The following is a 17,681-nucleotide window of genomic DNA, read 5'->3' as shown; positions in this document are numbered from 1 at the left end:
TTCACTCAGCCTTCTCTTTATGTGTGTACTGCTGCTCACACATATAGGTCACTGGACAAAAACGAAGAATACCAGAGCCCAATTTCATACCGCCAAACATGATGCCAATAAGCAGCATTTTACTCCAAGGTTTTCTAGCATATAAAGATCCAGCCACTGTACATATCGTCATTCCGCAGGCAATTCTCATGAGCGCTTCCATTAAGCCAAGATTAGGTTTCATTGAAGGTAATTCTCCTTTTTTAAATTATTTTAAGTGTGATTTCAAGAAATTGTAACGTTTCATTAATGCGTAACGTGGTTCGTTATGTTACGATAGGGCTAATACAAATGAAGGAGAGTATGTGAATGTCCGAACGTACTTTTAATTGGAGAAACAATGACATCCGCACACAAATCGATGTAGTCGACTCAAAAATAGTTCCAACACTCCTTTTAACGAATGGACTCGTGCTAAACCCGTTTTTGAAACAATGGGTGAAGGCAAATATTTGGATACATGATGATCGAATTGTTTATGTCGGAGCAGAGCTTCCTCAAAATAAATCAGCTAAACGTGTGATTGATTGTGAAGGGAAATACATTGTGCCGGGGTATATTGAGCCTCACGCGCATCCGTTCCATATTTATAATCCCCAATCACTTGCAGAATATGTGTCTCAATTTGGCACAACAACGATGGTCAGCGATAACTTATTTCTTCTTTTGCAGAGCCATGAAAAGAAAGCGCTTTCCACTTTGTGTGAATTAAAAAAGCAGCCATTTCAGTATTTCTGGTGGTCCAGATACGATCTTCAAACCGAAGTAAGGTATGAAGATGAGATGCTTCCAATTAACTATCGCAAGGAATGGATTGATCATCCGGATGTCCTTCAAGGCGGCGAATTAACAGGCTGGCCTAGATTAATGGACGGTGATGATCTCATTTTATATTGCATGCAAGAAACGAAGAAGCAGAGAAAACGAATAGAAGGGCATTTTCCCGGAGCTTCTGAGAAAACGTTAACAAAAATGAAGCTGTTTGGAGCGGACAGTGATCATGAAGCGATGAATGCAGATGATGTGTTGAAACGCTTGTCTCTTGGCTACCATGTTTCCCTGCGTCATTCTTCCATCCGCCCAGATTTAGTGAACATATTAAGAGAATTGCATGAGCGTGACTTCAGACACTATGATCACTTTTTCTATACAACAGATGGGTCAGCACCTCATTTTTATGAAGAAGGCATGATCAATCGTTTAATTTCAATTGCCCTTAAAGAAGGTGTGCCTATCATGGATGCGTACAATATGGCGACCTTTAATATTGCGAAATACTATCAAATTGATGACCTATTAGGCGTTGTCGGTCCTGGGCGCTTGGCCTCTTTGAATATTTTAGATGATCCGATGAACCCAAATCCTGAGACGGTTATTTCTAAAGGCGTGATTCTTAAATTAGAAGGGAAGAACCAGCATCAATTTCAAGAGACAGAATGGGAAAATGGCGGGCTCGAGCCGCTAGACTTAGGCTATGATCTGACGATGAGCGACTTGCAATTCTCTATGCCGCTTGGGGTCAAAATGAGAAATGCCGTCATCATGGAGCCTTATACAGTGGAGATTGATAACTCTGTGAACCAGCTGTCATGTGACCATGATCAAAGCTTCTTTAGCCTGATTGATCGAAAAGGCGAGTGGCGTGTGAATACAATGCTAAAAGGCTTTGCAAACAAGGTACAAGGGTTTGTCAGCTCATTTTCAACGACTGGTGACATTTTAGTCATCGGGAAAAATAAAGACGATATGATGCTGGCTCATAAGCGAATGAAAGAAATCGGCGGAGGGATCGTACTCACAGAGAACGGAAAGATTTTGCATGAAATCCCGCTGCAATTATCAGGCTGTGCATCAGCTGAATCGTTTGAGACGGTTCTTCAGCAGGAGCAAACCTTACGTGAGCTGCTCATTGAGCGCGGGTATCCATTTGACTGTCCGATTGATACACTTGTCTTTTTCCAAAGCACACATTTGCCGTATATTCGAGTGACACCAAGAGGAATATTTGATGTCATGAAAAAAACTGTACTCTTTCCGTCTATAATGCGTTAAAATATAACAGAGTGGAGCTGTATCATCTTTGCCTGATTTCTGGCCGCTGTTATAGGGCAGAAGTGAGTAAAGGATCTCTTCGCTGCTAACATATGGTGACAAAGCAGAGGGCTTTGACATGACGAATGAAGTGTCCTAATTGTAAAATGAATCTGTCGGTTACGCTGGCCGGCCAACATATTTTGATTGATCAAGTAAGGCGGGGCGAAGGTTTGTCGTCTCGCCGAGCTTTCTACACATACTGTTTTTTAGGGCAGACCTAACAGAGCAGAAGTGTTCTCGATATCGGAAGCAAACAAGTTTGTCAGATTGTCGCACAAGGAATATGACAAAACTTGTCGAATTTGTTTACGATAAAGAAGCTTCGGCTTACGAAAGAACCTGACGGCATTTTCAGCGTAGAACCAAACCTGTCATGATTCGTTCAAAGCTCATTGCTGAGGTTGAAAAAAATTAGTCAGGAAAGATACCGCTTTCTCTAAGAGTTTCATGCGAAACGGTGTGCCAATAGTAAAGGAGAAGATGTATAAAGATGCAAATTGATAAATTAAGGGGCAAAAGCTTAGATCAGTTATTCAACTCCATCTTATCCCTTAAAGACCTGGAAGAATGCTATCGATTCTTTGATGACTTGTGTACCATCAATGAAATCCAATCTTTATCACAGCGTCTTGAAGTAGCGCGTATGCTTCGCGAGGGAAACACGTATCATAAAATTGAAACGGAAACAGGTGCAAGTACAGCCACCATCTCACGTGTCAAACGCTGCTTGAACTACGGCAATGATGCCTATACAATGGCACTTGACCGCATAGCAGAGCAGCAATCAACGGACGAAACAAAATAAAGCAGCTTTTACTGCAAACAATCCTGGTCACGAAAATGGATTTGTTTGCAGTTTTTTTATGTAGATCGCTGTGAAAATTCCCTTTTGATCTGCAATAATGAAATAAATATGTGGACAAAAGCATCTGTGGTAACAAACGCGAACAATGAGCACGTGGTTTAAATGATATGAACCTTTAATGAAAGGAGAGAGTAAACATGCCTTGGAATACCATGATCGGTGTTGGTATTTTTGTTGTAATACCCGTAGTCATTATCTCAGTAGTAGTTTACTTGATGAAAAAAAAGAATACCAAAACGTCCAATAGCTGATGATTGAAAACAGAGCCGCTTTTGATATGACGGCTCTTTTTAATAGGTTAGTATGCAAACATTTCAACAAGAGCTTTTCGTGATTTTACGCCTTTGGTAAATCCTTTTTTCAGCAGCAAGAAGACGAACGCTGTCTTTCTTTATTTAAAGCTAGATAGATTGCTGTGTACCAGAAAACATCGGCACTTCACTTGTTTGACCATTTTCTTTTCGGAAAATAATATGTTTCTCATTAAAATGAATAGGCGATTCAATGCCAGCTGCTGCGCATAAATTAAACAATCCTTCTCTAAGTGACAGGATATAATTGCAGACTCGGTATTTCTTTTCTTCAATGGATAAGCCCTTTTGCAGCTTTGGATCAGTGGTCGCAACACCTACTGGACATTTATTCGTGTGGCACACTTGCGCCCGAATGCAGCCGACTGAAAACATCAGACCTCTTGCGATATTCACAAAGTCCGCACCCATGGAAAGGGCAATTGCAATTTTATCAGGAGAAAGAAGTTTACCAGAAGCAAACAGCTTGAGTCGATCTCGAACCCCATATTCCTTCAAGATTTGATGGACCATTGGCAGTGCGGTGAAAATGGGCAGGCCTGCGGAATCGGCCAATTCATGAAAGGACGCCCCAGTGCCGCCTTCTCCGCCATCAATCGTAATGAAATCAGGGTGCTTTCCGCTTTTTTTCATATAGAGAGCAAGCTCCTCAATGTCTTCCTTATGTCCGACCACAAGCTTGATTCCAACTGGCTTTCCGCCAATGCTTCGCAGTTGTTCAATGAAATCAAACATGTCAGGAATAGAGTTGAACATCTCAAACCGGTTTGGGCTGTCAATTGATTGATGAGGCGGTAATTTGCGGATTTGGGCAATTTCTTCTGTGACTTTTTCTCCGTCAATGTGACCGCCGCGTGTTTTCGCTCCTTGTGCCAGTTTGAGATCAAAGGCTTTTACTTCATCATGTTCACTTTTTTTCTTAAACTCTTCGAATGAAAATGCGCCATCCTCCGTTCGAACCCCAAATAGACCAGGACCAATCTGGCAAATAATATCGGTGCCGCCTTTCAAGTGGTAAGGGGAAAGGCCACCTTCACCTGTGTTCATCCACGTGCCGCCAGCCATTTTTAAGCCGGAGGATAGAGCGGTAATCGCCCGGTCGCCTAAGGAGCCATAGCTCATGGCTGATTGACCAATGAGTCCCTTGACGCGGAAGGGTTTTTGACACGTATGTTCACCAATGACTTGCACATCCTCTTCGTGGAGAAAATAAGGCTTTGCTTCGACTTCTTTCACATGTTCACTTCTTCGCAGTAGATTGTCTTGATCAATCTCATACACTTTTGTTTGAATGTTTTCTGATTGATCGATACGTAACTCATCTCGCTGTTTTGGAAACAGGACGTTACGAATATAATAACCAGGCTTGTCAAAATCTCGTTTTGACCCAAATCCCATGGTACGGCTTTTGTATTTTCCGGACATGACAGCTTGTTCATATTCCCTTCTTGAAAAAGGAAGTTCCTCTCGGTCATTAAGAAAGAGGTACTGGCGAAGCTCTGGTCCTATTTTTTCAAAAATGAACCGCAGTTTTCCAATGACCGGATAATTTCGCAGAACAGAATGCTCTTCTTGTTTCTCATCTCTCATCCAAATCCATATGAGTAGAATCATGGGTACAATCAAACAAATAACGATTAGTGCGCCTATGACAATGAAAGCTGCTGTCACATACATCCCCTCTTTTCTCTTTCATTGCTGTTGTTATTCCACCTTTTGTGCAAAGAGAAACCACATGACAGGCTCAACATATTGTGACGTTTAGAAATAAAAAGGCGGGGTAACTTAAAAATAAGATCAAATGGGGAGGGAGCATACATGAATAAGCGTCCATACGTACTTGCTGGATTAGGGGTTGGAGGTGCTGTGTTATTAGCGGTTAAAAATAAACAGCATCTGAAAAAATGGGTCAGCATGTGCCGGTCAAATGAAAAGGTGCCTGACAAAGCCGGACACCCTGATCCGTTAGATATTCAAGATAACAAGATGGTCGATGAAGGGGCTATGACATCTGTCCATTATTTTAATGAAGTGAGACAATAGTTTTAAAAAAACCGTTTTGAATCAATCAAAACGGTTTTTCTTATGTTGGCGGCTCGACCTGTTGAAAACCGATCAATCCTTGATCATGAGGTTTTCTAAGCCTGAAAAATAATAGGTTGAGCGCACATTCTGGTCTGTAAAACGTATATGGAGTGAAAACATCCTCAAAACCTCTCCTGTGAAAGTGAGCTTTTTTTGAGCCGTTCCTCAGCATTTGCAACGAAAATCCCCGCCACTCATTTTCAAAAGAATGAAACTTTTAGCTGAAGGAGGTTACCCGTTTTTTGCGGTGCCTGATTTTGTTATAATATTTAAATGGAATGAAACGAATGGAGGAACGTTTTTCATGTATGATGTTACCGAGTGGAAGCATGTCTTTAAACTCGATCCAAATAAAGAAATCTCCGATGAACAGCTAGAAGCGATTTGCGAATCTGGGACGGATGCCATATTGATTGGCGGCAGTGACAATGTAACAGAGGACAATGTGCTTCAATTGATGTCAAAGGTCCGCCGGTTTCTAGTGCCTTGTGTGCTCGAAATCTCAACACATGAGATGATTGTGCCGGGCTTCGATCTGTATTTCATCCCGACCGTTTTAAACAGCTCTCATCCTGACTGGATTGTTGGGCTTCATAAGGACGCGATGAAGGAATTCGGTGATTTGATGTCAATGGAAGAGATTGTGCCGGAAGGATATGTCATCTTAAACGAAGAGTGTAAGGCGGCCAAGCTCACAGAGGCAAATACAGCGCTGGATATTGATGACGTAAGGGCATATGCAAGAGTGGCAGAGCATTTGATGAAGCTGCCCATTTTTTATCTAGAATACAGCGGAATGCTTGGAGATATAGAGCTTGTGAAAGAAACGAAGGCAGTGCTTCATGAAACAATTCTTTTTTATGGCGGCGGCATTGAGAACGCAAAACAGGCAAAAGACTTCTCGCAGTATGCAGACGTTGTAGTTGTAGGGAACGTCATTTATGACAATTTCAAAGAAGCATTAAAGACAGTCGACGCAGTCAAAAAGTCATCATAGTCAAACAAGACGAAACAGGTTAAAATAGAACATAAGTTCGAATTGGCGGTGAATGGAATGAATGAAATATCGAATCATCTATTAGAAGGGCTGAATGACGCGCAGAGGGAAGCGGTCAAAGCAACAGACGGGCCTTTGCTGTTGATGGCAGGTGCAGGAAGCGGAAAGACACGGGTGCTCACACATCGAATTGCCTACTTGATGGCAGAAAAGCATGTAGCTCCGTGGAACATATTAGCGATTACGTTTACGAATAAAGCAGCACGTGAAATGCGTGAACGTGTCCAAGCGATTTTAGGGCCCGGTGCAGATGACATTTGGATCTCGACGTTTCATAGTATGTGTGTCCGGATTTTAAGACGCGATATTGATCGAATTGGTGTGAATCGCAATTTCTCCATATTAGACACATCTGATCAGCTTTCTGTGATTAAAAACATTTTAAAAGAACGAAATATTGATCCGAAAAAGTTTGATCCACGCAGTATTTTAGGATCGATCAGCAGTGCAAAAAACGAACTCATTGATGCAGAAGAATACGCAAAAACAGCCGGTGACTTTTACGATCAAGTCGTCAGTGACGTATATACAGATTATCAAAAACGATTACTCAAAAACCAGTCACTCGATTTTGACGATTTGATTATGATGACGATTAGACTGTTTGAGCGAATTCCTGAAGTATTAGAGCATTACCAGCGTAAATTCCAATACATTCATGTGGATGAGTATCAGGATACGAACAGAGCGCAGTACATGCTCGTGAAATTGCTGGCTCAGCGCTTTCAAAATATTTGTGTCGTCGGTGACTCAGACCAATCAATCTATCGCTGGCGCGGAGCAGATATCACGAACATTCTCTCCTTTGAAAAGGATTATCCAACGAGTCAAGTGATTCTGCTTGAACAAAATTACAGATCAACGAAACGCATTTTGCACGCTGCAAATACGGTGATCCAAAACAATGCAAATCGTAAGCCAAAAAACCTTTGGACAGAAAATGACGAAGGAGCGAAGATTGCTTATTATCGAGCAGATAATGAATTTGGCGAGGGTCAGTTTGTCGCAGGAAAGATTCGCCAGCTTCATCAAAGCGGAAAGCGAAAATTATCTGATGTTGCGATCCTCTATCGAACGAACGCTCAGTCACGTGTCATAGAGGAAACGTTAATGAAGGCAAACATTCAATACAACATTGTCGGTGGCACGAAGTTCTATGACAGAAAAGAAATCAAAGACATTTTGGCGTACCTACGCCTTGTGGCAAACCCAGATGACGATATTAGTTTTATGCGCATTGTCAACGTACCAAAGCGCGGAATTGGGGCGACCTCTGTTGATAAAATTGCCGCATATGCAGAAATGAATGATCTCTCTATGTTCGAAGCACTTGGTCAGGTGGATTTCATTGGACTCAGTGCAAGGGCAGCCAATGCACTTGATGAGTTCAAACAGCTCATTGATCAAATGACAAACATGCAGGAATATCTATCTGTCACAGAATTAACGGAAGAGATCTTAGAGAAAACAGGCTACCGTGAAGCGCTGAAGATCGAAAAAACGATTGAAGCCCAAAGCCGTTTAGAGAATATTGATGAGTTTCTATCTGTCACAAAGAACTTTGAAGAACAAAATGAAGACAAATCACTTGTCACCTTCCTGACAGACCTCGCTCTTGTGGCAGACATTGATAAGCTGGATGAGAATGAGGAAGAAGATCATGATGCCGTTATTTTAATGACCCTTCACGCAGCAAAAGGGCTGGAATTCCCGGTTGTGTTCTTAATGGGGATGGAGGAAGGCGTCTTCCCGCACAGTCGTTCATTAATGGAAGATGCAGAGATGGAAGAAGAGCGCCGCCTTGCTTACGTAGGGATCACACGGGCCGAAGAAGAGCTTTATTTATCAAGCGCTAAGATGAGAACATTATTTGGCCGGACGAACATGAACCTTGAATCAAGATTCATTAGAGAAATACCAGCTGATTTATTGGACAACCTAAATGAGAAAAAAGAAACGAAAACACCGTTTGGCCAAACAAGAGAAAGACCGCAAAGACGGGGCCCTGTTTCACGTCCGCAAACGCAAACCATTCAAAACACAGGCGGCGGCAGTATTGGCTGGGCTGTGGGAGATAAAGCTGCTCATAAAAAATGGGGCGTTGGAACGGTTGTGAGTGTGAAAGGCAGCGGAGACAGCACAGAGCTTGATATTGCGTTCCCAAGCCCGACAGGCATTAAGCGGCTCCTCGCAGCATTTGCGCCAATCGAGAAGCAATAAATCTATAGAAGTGATAAAACGGATGAAGTGAAAGGAAGAAGCAGATGGATAAAGAAGCAGCGAAACGCCGGATCGAGGAACTGCACCAGATTTTGAATCAATACAACTACGAATATCACACACTGGATCGTCCAAGTGTTCCTGACGCTGAATATGATGCGCGGATGCGTGAGCTGATCTCTCTAGAGGAAGAACACCCTGATTTAAAAGCAGCGGATTCACCCTCGCAAAGAGTAGGAGGCGCTGTTTTAGACGCCTTTCAAAAGGTACGTCACGGCACGCCGATGCTCAGCCTTGGCAATGCGTTTCATGAACAGGATCTTCTTGATTTTGACCGCCGGGTTCGTCAGGCAGTCGGTGACGACGTCGCTTACAATGTTGAGCTGAAAATTGACGGACTCGCTGTTTCTCTCCGTTATGAAAATGGGGTGTTTGTTCGAGGTGCCACGCGTGGTGATGGGACAATTGGTGAGGATATTACCGAAAACCTTAAGACCATTCGTTCGATTCCGCTCAAAATCAATCGTCCTCTGTCGATTGAAGTGAGAGGCGAGGCATTTATGCCCAAACCTTCTTTTGAAGCATTAAATGAAATAAGATTACAAAACGAAGAAGAACCGTTTGCCAACCCGCGTAATGCGGCTGCCGGCTCACTTCGTCAGCTTGATACGAAAATTGCAGCGAAACGAAATCTGGATATCTTCGTCTACAGTATAGCGGAGCTTGATGAAATCGGTGTCGACACGCAAAGTGCAGGACTTGATCTTCTCGATGAGCTTGGTTTTAAAACGAACAAAGAAAGACGGACGTGTCAAACAATTGAAGAAGTGATCGACCTCATTGAAACACTGAAAACAAAGCGTGCGGATTTCTCATATGAAATTGATGGCATTGTCATTAAAGTCAATTCCTTGGCTCAGCAGGAAGAACTAGGCTTCACAGCAAAAAGTCCAAGGTGGGCGATTGCGTACAAGTTCCCTGCTGAAGAAGTCGTGACGAAACTGCTTGATATTGAGTTAAATGTCGGGCGTACAGGCGTCATCACACCAACAGCGATACTTGAGCCTGTAAAGGTGGCAGGGACAACAGTGCAGCGTGCTTCTCTTCATAATGAAGATTTGATCAAAGAAAAGGATATTCGTCTTCTTGATCAAGTCATCGTGAAGAAAGCGGGCGATATTATTCCTGAAGTCGTAGGCGTCCTTGTCGATCAGCGTACAGGAGAAGAGAAGCCATTTCACATGCCGGCTGAATGTCCAGAATGTCAAAGTGAATTAGTGAGAATCGAAGGAGAAGTAGCACTGCGGTGCATCAATCCAGAATGTCCCGCCCAAATACGTGAAGGCCTCATTCACTTTGTGTCTCGCAATGCCATGAACATTGATGGACTTGGGGAACGGGTCATTACACAGCTTTTCAAAGAACGGCTCGTGTCGCGGGTGTCTGATCTTTACCGATTAACGAAAGAGGAGCTCATTCAACTTGACCGAATGGGCGAGAAATCGGTCGATAACTTACTGCGTTCGATCGAGCAATCGAAAGAAAACTCTCTTGAACGATTACTGTTTGGACTCGGCATTCGATTTATCGGCTCTAAAGCGGCGAAGACGTTGGCGATGCATTTCGAGGATATCGATCAGTTAAAACAAGCGACGAAAGAACAATTACTCGAAGTCGATGAAATTGGTGAAAAAATGGCCGATGCAGTCGTCACGTACTTTGAGAAAGAAGAAATACTGGATCTGCTAAATGAACTTAAAGAACTTGGAGTCAATATGACCTACACAGGACCAAAGCCTGTGAAAGCAGAGGAAAGTGATTCCTACTTTGCTGGCAAAACCATTGTGCTGACCGGGAAGCTGGAGGTCATGTCTCGAAACGACGCAAAGGCGGCGATCGAAGCATTAGGCGGCAAGTTAGCAGGTAGTGTGAGTAAAAAAACAGACTTAGTCATTGCCGGTGAAGCAGCTGGAAGTAAGCTGACAAAGGCGGAAGAACTCAATATTGAAATATGGGATGAAGCCAAAATGCTCGAGGAGCTAAAGAAATAAGAGGAGTGTTTTCTATTGAAAAAGTTGCTATTGCTGCTGACAATGCTCACACTGGTATTGTCAGCGTGTGCACCTTTTGGGGGAAAAGACGAGGAAGAGGTTACACAAAAAACGGATGAAACGAAAGAAACAGCCATCATCCCAATGTACAATATCTCTGATTCGTATTACAAAATGGTGCTGCCGTTTAAAGAAGGTGCTGCAAGAGGATTAACAGCAGAGCGTCTCAATACACGCTTAGATATTGATGAATTTGAAACAGGACTGATGCGCCTGGCGACAGAATCATTTAATACAAACGACTATCTTTTCCAAGAAGGACAGCATTTAGATGAGGATACCGTTCTCAGCTGGCTGGCGCGCAAAAAAACAGGCAGTGATCTGAAAAAAGCTGAAAAAGAAGATAAAAACTTTAAGAACCTTGGATTAAACCCTGCTCTTCCAAACTCAGGTTCAACGAAGTCCAAAAACGAAAATAGTCCAATCTACTTGGCTTCGATGCTAGAGCATAATTACTTAATTCGAAAAGATAAAAACAGCTTACAGCTTGGCGGAGTCGTCATTGGTCTTGCGCTAAACTCTGTATATTATTATCGAGAAAATGTCGGAGATCCTCAACAAGAGGTAACCATCGATTCATCGAAAAATTCTAAGAAGCTTTTAGCGGAGGGTGAAAAAATCGCTGAGAAAGTCATCAAACGACTTCGTCAAATGGATGGGCTGCAAAAAGTGCCTGTCATGATCGCCCTTTATAAACAAGCACCAAAATCGTCTATCGTACCAGGAAACTTTATCGCCAAAACCGATGTGAAAGCAGGTTCATCTGATATTGGCAATTGGGATACGATCAAAGAAGAGAATGTTTTCTTCCCTTCAGATAATGCAACAAGCACCTACAAAGACGATTCAGAACGATTTGACCGCTTCAAGACAAAGGTAGAAGACTACTTCCCAAATTACACAGGTGTGGTAGGTACAGGCTTTTATAAAAACGGAAGCCTGCAAAAAATGAAAATAGAAATTCCAATGCAATTCTACGGAAAAACAGAAGTCGTAGCATTCACGCAATACTTAACAGGTGAAGTGATGGATTACTATAAGAGCACCAATATAGAAATCAACATCACATCTTCTGATCAACAAGAAGCCCTGATCACGAAAAATGCTGAAGACAAAGAACCAACCGTCCATATATATGATTAATCAAAAGCCGCCACGCCTCTAAGGCGGTTTTCTTTTCAAATAAGAGGGATTTTTTAAACGTTTGTCAAAGTATGTGAAGAAACCAAAAGGAAAGGCAGGTATGTTGATGCTCGTATAAATGCTGATAACCGTCATGTATAAGTAAATAGACGACAAAAGGAGAATCAGCATGCATAAAGAAGTAAAAGCGCGATACAATGAACAAATGGTCTTAAAGAAAGCGGCTCTATTATATGACTTTCACCCAGAACAAGTCACATTTCTAGCCGATGCAGAAAATGATGTGTATGAATATAAGGCTAAAAATGGGGTGAATTATATATTAAAAATCACCCATACCATTCGCCGTTCATGCCCGTATATTTTAGGAGAAATGGACTGGATTCGGTATTTATCTGATCATGGCATCTCAGTAGCTAAACCGGTCTTATCAGCAAGAGGAAAAGATGTTGAAGTGATTCCCGATCAAGCAGGAGGCGCTTTTTTGCTGCGTGCATATGAAAAAGCACCGGGCAGAAAAGTGACGGAAACGGATTGGAATGGACAATTGTTTCAGGCGTTAGGTGCTTATACAGGGCGCATGCATCAAGCGACCAAACAATATCAAGTGAAAGATCCTCGCTATAAGCGTCAAGAGTGGTATGAAGAAGAGCAATTAAAGCTTGAATCATATATTCCTTCTGATCAAACGGTTGTGCTGCAGCGAAAAGATGAACTGATGCAAAAGCTTCACCAGCTCCCGATATCCAAGGATGTCTATGGACTGGTGCATGCCGATTTACATCATGGGAACTTCCATTATCATCAGGGAGACATCATTGCATTTGATTTTGATGATTGTGGATATCACTGGTTTATCAACGATATGAGCATTTTGCTATACAACGTTCTATGGTATCCGGTGATTCCGTATGAGGATAAAGCTGAATTTACCGCTGAATTTATGAGCCATTTTCTCAAAGGCTATCGACAGGAGCATGAGCTTGATGACGCATGGCTGGCAACAATACCAGATTTTCTTATGCTGCGTCATATGCTTATTTATGGGCTTTTACATCAAGCATTTGATCTCCAAACACTAAGCGCTGACGAAAGCGCCATGCTGGCGCGTTTTCGAAAGGAAATTGAGGACAATATACCAGTGACGCCTTTTGACTTTCATCAGCTGGCGCAATAAAAGAAACCCCCTTGCCGTTTGAAACAGCAAGGGAGTTTTTGATACTACACCGTATCACACTTCACGCCGACAACACCTTCTAAATCTTTAATATCAAAGTACACATCGGTTGTATAGCGATCTTTATGCACACGTACGCGTACTTCCATGATCGGATAGTCCTTTTCCTTTAAATCATCAATACGTACGGAATGAATGCGAATATTGAGTGCTTTCATTTCTTTCAAAATGTCTGTCATGCGGTTGCGATCAGAAAGTGACATTCTGATGCGGATTTCTTTTTCCTGTAAGCGAATCGGTCCAATTCGCTGGAAGAGCCAAGGTAAAAATTCGACACTCACCAGAATAAAGAAAAGGCTGAGGAAGGCTTCTTTATAAAAACCTGCACCTGTTGCAACCCCAAGTCCTGCTGCTCCCCAGATCATCGCAGATGTCGTAAGACCTGAGATGACGTCATTGCTTTTACGCAGAATCACACCTGCTCCAATAAAACCAACACCAGATATAATTTGCGCCGGTAACCTGAGTGGGTCCATTTGAAGCTTAGAGACTCTAGGGAAATTGTAGGCTGCATCAATGCTGATGATGGTTAATACGCAGGAGCTGACAGCAATGACAATACACGTTTTTAAACCGAGCGGCTTTTTCTTCAGCTCGCGTTCAAGACCGATAATCAAACCGATTAAGGTGGCAACGGCTAATTTTAAGACCGTATCCCATTCAATTGTCCAAAACATGCGTATCGCTCCTTTCACTTCATGTACGTTTCACATCATGTATATGATCTTCTCACAGCCTATATGGCTGCCACAACTTCTATTTTATTCAGAAACGGGAGAAAGAAAAGCATTTTATTAAAAAATGAAGAGAGTCATCCGCTAGATGCAGATGACTCTTCACTTCTATATTATTTTGATTCTTCTTCGAGATGAGTTTCCATTTTGTGAAATAGCTGTTTTGATGCTTTTGTCGGCTTACTTGTCATTAAGCTCACAATAATTGCAGTTAAACCACTTAACGTAAAGCCAGGAATCATTTCATAGATACCTGTTGAATGGTTGAGACCTGTCGTGATCCATGTCAGAACCACAACGGCACCAACAATCATCCCGACAAGTGCCCCGTGATGATTCATCCGTTTCCAGTATAGACAAAGTAAGATAACTGGACCGAATGAAGAACCAAATCCTGCCCACGCATAACCGACGAGGTCAAGTATGGTATCACTAGGGTTGAGTGAAAGACAAAGAGCAATAACTGCCACCACTAGTACAGACATACGGCCAATCATCACAAGCTCTTTATCCGAGGCTTTCTTTCTAAAGAACGTTCTGTATAAATCCTCTGTCATCGCACTTGCTGTGACAAGCAGCTGAGAGGAAATTGAACTCATAATTGCTGCTAAAATGGCAGAAAGTAAGAATCCAGTAATGTACGGATGGAACAACACTTTAGAAAAGACGATAAAGATCGTTTCAGGGTCAGCAAGGTTCATACCCGTTTCATGTACATATGCGACACCAACTAAACCGACAGACAGTGAACCAATGACTGAAATAATCATCCAGCTCATTCCGATTCGGCGTGCTGGTTTTAAATCTTTTACGGACGTAATCGCCATAAAACGTACGATAATATGAGGCTGTCCAAAGTAACCTAGTCCCCAAGCGAGGAAGGAAATAATGCCAATGACGCTCGTTCCTCTAAAAATATCAAGCAATTTAGGGTCAATCTGTTGAATATCTTGGAATGTGGCAACAGGTCCGCCTAATTGTGTAAAGGCAACGATCGGCACGAGCACTAATGCTAAAAACATAATAGCTCCTTGGACAAAGTCCGTTAAGCTCACTGCCAAAAATCCGCCAAACAGTGTATACAAAACCACAATACTTGATGTCAAAATCAGTCCAAACATGTAATGAGCGCCGAATGCTGATTCAAATAAACGCCCGCCTGATACCATCCCAGACGATGTATACAGTGTAAAGAAGATTAAAATGATGACGGCTGAAACAGCTTTTAATAAAGCAGATGATCCTTTGAATCGTTTGTCAAAGAAATCAGGAATCGTAATAGCATCATCCGCAATTTCTGTATAAGAACGTAAACGAGGTGCAAGAATTAAATAGTTCAAGTAAGCACCGACTATTAAACCAATTGCAAGCCAGGTTGTCGATAAACCTGTTTTATACATTTCACCTGGTACACCCATCAGCATCCAACCGCTCATATCCGCAGCACCTGCTGATAAAGCTGTAACGAATGGGCCAAGTCCGCGTCCACCAAGCATATAATCATTTAAATCATGTGTTTTCCTAAACGCATACCAACCAATCGCAAGCATTCCGATAAAATAGATAGATAAGGAAATCGTAACTTCAATACTCATGTAGTTTTCTCACCTTTTTCGTATTAATTTGACATCACCTCAATCAAAATATACAGAAGTGCTAGGGCAGGATTTTCATTTCACTGCCCTGCTCACTGCTATGGTTACTTAACCTATCAGAGTATTCCCAAGTGATCAACCGTCTTAAACATCTCCATTTTGAAGAAAAAATGCATGGATTGATGATAAGACTCTATATGTATGCGTTTACAAAAACAAACCAAAGTAAAAATATTCTGAAAAATAAATAGTCACCTTGATGAATATTTTCGCTACTTGCTGCACGACAATGACATATTAAGAGACAAAGCCTGTCTGAGCGTCTTTGGAAAGTTGCTTTAGAACAGTAAAATTTGATATGATAAAGTGTATATGACTTATGATCATGACCATGAACACGTATCATTTTTGGAGGTGAACCTGCATGTCAAGAATTTCAATAGAAGAAGTAAAGCACGTTGCGCATTTGGCGCGGCTTGCGATTACAGAAGAAGAAGCTGAGATGTTTACAGAACAGCTGGATAGCATCATTTCATTTGCAGAGCAGTTAAACGAGGTAGATACGGAAAACGTTGAACCAACCACACATGTATTAAAAATGAAAAACGTCATGAGAGAAGATGTTCCGAATAAAGGTCTTTCCATTGAGGCAGTCATCAAAAACGCGCCTGATCATAAAGACGGCTATATTCGTGTGCCATCAATTTTGGACTAAAGGAGGCCTGAGACATGTCATTGTTTGACCACAAAATTTCTGAATTAAAAGAGCTTTTACATAAAAAGGAACTGTCTGTTTCTGATTTAGTGGACGAGTCTTATAAACGAATCAATGAAGTAGACGGGAAAGTACAAGCATTCCTTGCGCTGAACGAAGAGAAAGCACGTGCATATGCAAAGGAATTAGACGAGGCAGTTGGTGAAAAGGACGAGCTTGGTCTATTGTTCGGTATGCCGATCGGTGTCAAAGATAACATCGTGACGAAGGATTTACGTACAACCGCATCAAGTAAGATCTTACAAAACTTTGATCCAATTTATGATGCAACCGTTGTGAACCGCCTAAGAGAAGCGGAAGCTGTCACAATCGGTAAATTAAACATGGACGAATTTGCAATGGGGTCTTCTACGGAGAACTCTGGCTACAAAGCAACGAAAAACCCGTGGAATTTAAACACCGTTCCAGGTGGATCAAGCGGTGGATCAGCAGCTTCTGTTGCAGCAGGGGAAGTACCATTCTCCCTTGGTTCAGATACAGGCGGTTCCATTCGTCAGCCGGCATCATTTTGTGGTGTTGTTGGTCTTAAACCGACATATGGCCGTGTATCCAGATACGGTTTAATCGCATTTGCTTCATCATTAGATCAAATTGGGCCGATTACGCGTAATGTAGAGGACAACGCATATGTTCTTCAAGCGATTGCTGGTGTCGATCAAATGGATGCTACAAGTGCAAATGTCGATGTACCAGATTTTCTTTCTTCATTAACTGGTGACATCAAAGACTTGAAAATCGCTGTGCCAAAAGAATATCTTGGCGAAGGCGTTGGCGAGGAAGCAAAAGAGTCTGTTCTAAAAGCGTTGAAAGTATTAGAAGGACTTGGTGCGACATGGGAAGAAGTGTCTCTTCCGCATTCTAAATATGCGCTTGCGACTTACTACTTACTGTCATCTTCTGAGGCATCTGCGAACCTTGCTCGTTTTGACGGCATCCGCTATGGCTATCGTACAGACAATGCAGACAACCTGATTGATTTATATAAAAATACCCGTTCTGAAGGCTTTGGAGATGAAGTAAAACGCCGCATCATGCTTGGCACATTCGCTCTAAGCTCAGGATATTACGATGCATACTATAAGAAGGCGCAAAAAGTCCGTACTCTGATTAAAAAAGACTTTGAAGATGTTTTCGAAAAGTATGATGTCATTGTAGGACCAACAACACCTACTCCTGCATTTAACATTGGTGAAAAAACAAGCGATCCACTGACTATGTATGCAAACGACATTTTAACGATCCCTGTTAACCTTGCAGGCGTTCCAGGAATCAGTGTACCTTGTGGATTTACAAACGGTCTTCCGCTAGGACTGCAAATCATCGGTAAACACTTTGACGAAGGAACCGTGTACCGCGTGGCTCACGCTTTCGAGCAAGCAACAGATCATCATAAAGCAAAACCTGAACTGTAAGGG

Annotated in this window: 14 protein-coding genes; 10 read left to right on the top strand and 4 right to left on the bottom strand. The window is 42.2% G+C overall.

From position 1 onward, the window contains the following. Position 1 precedes the first annotated feature (1 nt). A complete protein-coding gene (locus tag GPA07_RS16340) occupies positions 2–223 on the bottom strand; it encodes a YgaP family membrane protein (protein WP_008355790.1) in 222 nt (73 codons plus the stop codon). A gap of 125 nt (positions 224–348) precedes the next feature. On the opposite strand from GPA07_RS16340, the gene GPA07_RS16335 reads away from it, so the two are divergent. Both GPA07_RS16335 and GPA07_RS16330 read left to right on the top strand, forming a co-directional pair. Further along, a complete protein-coding gene (locus GPA07_RS16335; RefSeq protein WP_071167941.1) occupies positions 349–2,091 on the top strand; it encodes an adenine deaminase C-terminal domain-containing protein in 1,743 nt (580 codons plus the stop codon). A gap of 532 nt (positions 2,092–2,623) precedes the next feature. Continuing rightward, positions 2,624–2,938 (top strand): YerC/YecD family TrpR-related protein, encoded by a 315-nt coding sequence (locus tag GPA07_RS16330; protein WP_008355795.1) that lies wholly within the window; start codon positions 2,624–2,626, stop codon positions 2,936–2,938. Positions 2,939–3,399: 461 nt separating this feature from the next. Here GPA07_RS16330 and GPA07_RS16325 read toward each other — a convergent pair whose 3' ends face one another. Continuing rightward, positions 3,400–4,980, bottom strand: a complete 1,581-nt coding sequence (locus GPA07_RS16325) for an FMN-binding glutamate synthase family protein (protein WP_157292983.1) — start codon at positions 4,978–4,980, stop codon at positions 3,400–3,402. A 147-nt stretch (positions 4,981–5,127) separates the two neighbouring features. On the opposite strand from GPA07_RS16325, the gene GPA07_RS16320 reads away from it, so the two are divergent. The 6 genes from GPA07_RS16320 to GPA07_RS16295 all read left to right on the top strand — a co-directional run bounded on the left by GPA07_RS16320 (position 5,128) and on the right by GPA07_RS16295 (position 13,102). Then, positions 5,128–5,352, top strand: coding sequence for a hypothetical protein (locus GPA07_RS16320; protein WP_008355798.1), 225 nt, complete (start codon positions 5,128–5,130; stop codon positions 5,350–5,352). Between the two features lie 346 nt (positions 5,353–5,698). Further along, a complete protein-coding gene (locus GPA07_RS16315) occupies positions 5,699–6,391 on the top strand; it encodes a heptaprenylglyceryl phosphate synthase (protein WP_157292982.1) in 693 nt (230 codons plus the stop codon). Between the two features lie 57 nt (positions 6,392–6,448). Beyond that, complete coding sequence (gene pcrA, locus GPA07_RS16310) at positions 6,449–8,671, top strand: DNA helicase PcrA (protein ID WP_157292981.1); 2,223 nt, start codon at positions 6,449–6,451, stop codon at positions 8,669–8,671. A 44-nt stretch (positions 8,672–8,715) separates the two neighbouring features. Next, a complete protein-coding gene (gene ligA / locus GPA07_RS16305; protein WP_008355804.1) occupies positions 8,716–10,722 on the top strand; it encodes an NAD-dependent DNA ligase LigA in 2,007 nt (668 codons plus the stop codon). 15 nt (positions 10,723–10,737) lie between these two features. After that, positions 10,738–11,925 (top strand): CamS family sex pheromone protein, encoded by a 1,188-nt coding sequence (locus GPA07_RS16300; RefSeq protein WP_008355806.1) that lies wholly within the window; start codon positions 10,738–10,740, stop codon positions 11,923–11,925. Positions 11,926–12,094: 169 nt separating this feature from the next. Next, complete coding sequence (locus GPA07_RS16295) at positions 12,095–13,102, top strand: phosphotransferase enzyme family protein (protein ID WP_071167938.1); 1,008 nt, start codon at positions 12,095–12,097, stop codon at positions 13,100–13,102. 44 nt (positions 13,103–13,146) lie between these two features. Here GPA07_RS16295 and GPA07_RS16290 read toward each other — a convergent pair whose 3' ends face one another. Both GPA07_RS16290 and putP read right to left on the bottom strand, forming a co-directional pair. After that, the gene (locus tag GPA07_RS16290; protein WP_008355809.1) at positions 13,147–13,839 is read right to left on the bottom strand and encodes an MgtC/SapB family protein; all 693 of its coding nucleotides are present in this window, start codon (positions 13,837–13,839) and stop codon (positions 13,147–13,149) included. Between the two features lie 170 nt (positions 13,840–14,009). Next, complete coding sequence (putP, locus tag GPA07_RS16285) at positions 14,010–15,491, bottom strand: sodium/proline symporter PutP (protein ID WP_008355811.1); 1,482 nt, start codon at positions 15,489–15,491, stop codon at positions 14,010–14,012. A gap of 424 nt (positions 15,492–15,915) precedes the next feature. Here putP and gatC point away from each other — a divergent pair, with 424 nt between their 5' ends. Together gatC and gatA are read left to right on the top strand one after the other, a co-directional pair. Then, positions 15,916–16,206 (top strand): Asp-tRNA(Asn)/Glu-tRNA(Gln) amidotransferase subunit GatC, encoded by a 291-nt coding sequence (gene gatC, locus GPA07_RS16280; RefSeq protein WP_003213898.1) that lies wholly within the window; start codon positions 15,916–15,918, stop codon positions 16,204–16,206. 14 nt (positions 16,207–16,220) lie between these two features. Beyond that, on the top strand, positions 16,221–17,678 hold the full coding sequence (gene gatA / locus GPA07_RS16275; protein ID WP_071167937.1) for an Asp-tRNA(Asn)/Glu-tRNA(Gln) amidotransferase subunit GatA: 1,458 nt from the start codon (positions 16,221–16,223) through the stop codon (positions 17,676–17,678). Positions 17,679–17,681 lie beyond the last annotated feature (3 nt).

The sequence above is a fragment of the Bacillus sp. ms-22 genome (assembly GCF_009759805.1).
GTDB lineage: Bacteria > Bacillota > Bacilli > Bacillales > Bacillaceae > Bacillus > Bacillus xiamenensis.
This window is presented reverse-complemented; position numbering and strand designations above follow the sequence as displayed.